Source organism: Pseudescherichia sp., from assembly GCF_031998825.1.
Classification (GTDB): domain Bacteria; phylum Pseudomonadota; class Gammaproteobacteria; order Enterobacterales; family Enterobacteriaceae; genus Pseudescherichia.
Genome location: NZ_DAMACX010000103.1, coordinates 635 through 1175 on the forward strand (window position 1 = coordinate 635; position 541 = coordinate 1175).

Below are 541 nucleotides of genomic sequence, written 5' to 3' on the forward strand. Positions count from 1 at the left end.
CCACCAGCGGCACCGTGTTCCTGCCGCAGGAAAAAGCGCTGTCCGCGGGCAATTTCAACACCTTCGACGAGGTAATGGCCGCCTGGGATAACCAGATTAAATACTACACCCGTAAATCCATCGAGATTGAGTACGTGGTGGACACCATGCTGGAAGAGAACGTGCATGACATTCTCTGCTCGGCGCTGGTAGACGACTGCATTGAACGCGCGAAGAGCATCAAGCAGGGTGGCGCGAAATACGACTGGGTATCCGGCCTGCAGGTAGGCATCGCCAACCTCGGCAACAGCCTGGCGGCGGTGAAGAAACTGGTCTTCGACCAGGGCGCGATTGGTCAGCAGCAGCTGGCGGCGGCACTGGCCGATGATTACGAAGGGCTAACCCACGAGCAGCTGCGCCAGCGTCTGATCAACGGCGCACCGAAGTACGGTAATGACGATGACAGCGTGGATCTGCTGCTGGCGCGTGCCTATCAGACCTACATCGAAGAGCTGAAGCAGTACCATAACCCGCGTTACGGCCGCGGCCCGATTGGCGGGAA

1 protein-coding gene is annotated in these 541 nt (G+C 59.0%); it reads left to right on the plus strand.

Features of this window, described 5'->3' with window-relative positions; genetic code table 11:
* Nucleotides 1–541: pyruvate formate lyase family protein (locus RTP97_RS21275; protein ID WP_409455966.1), on the plus strand; the 541-nt coding region annotated here is incomplete at both ends.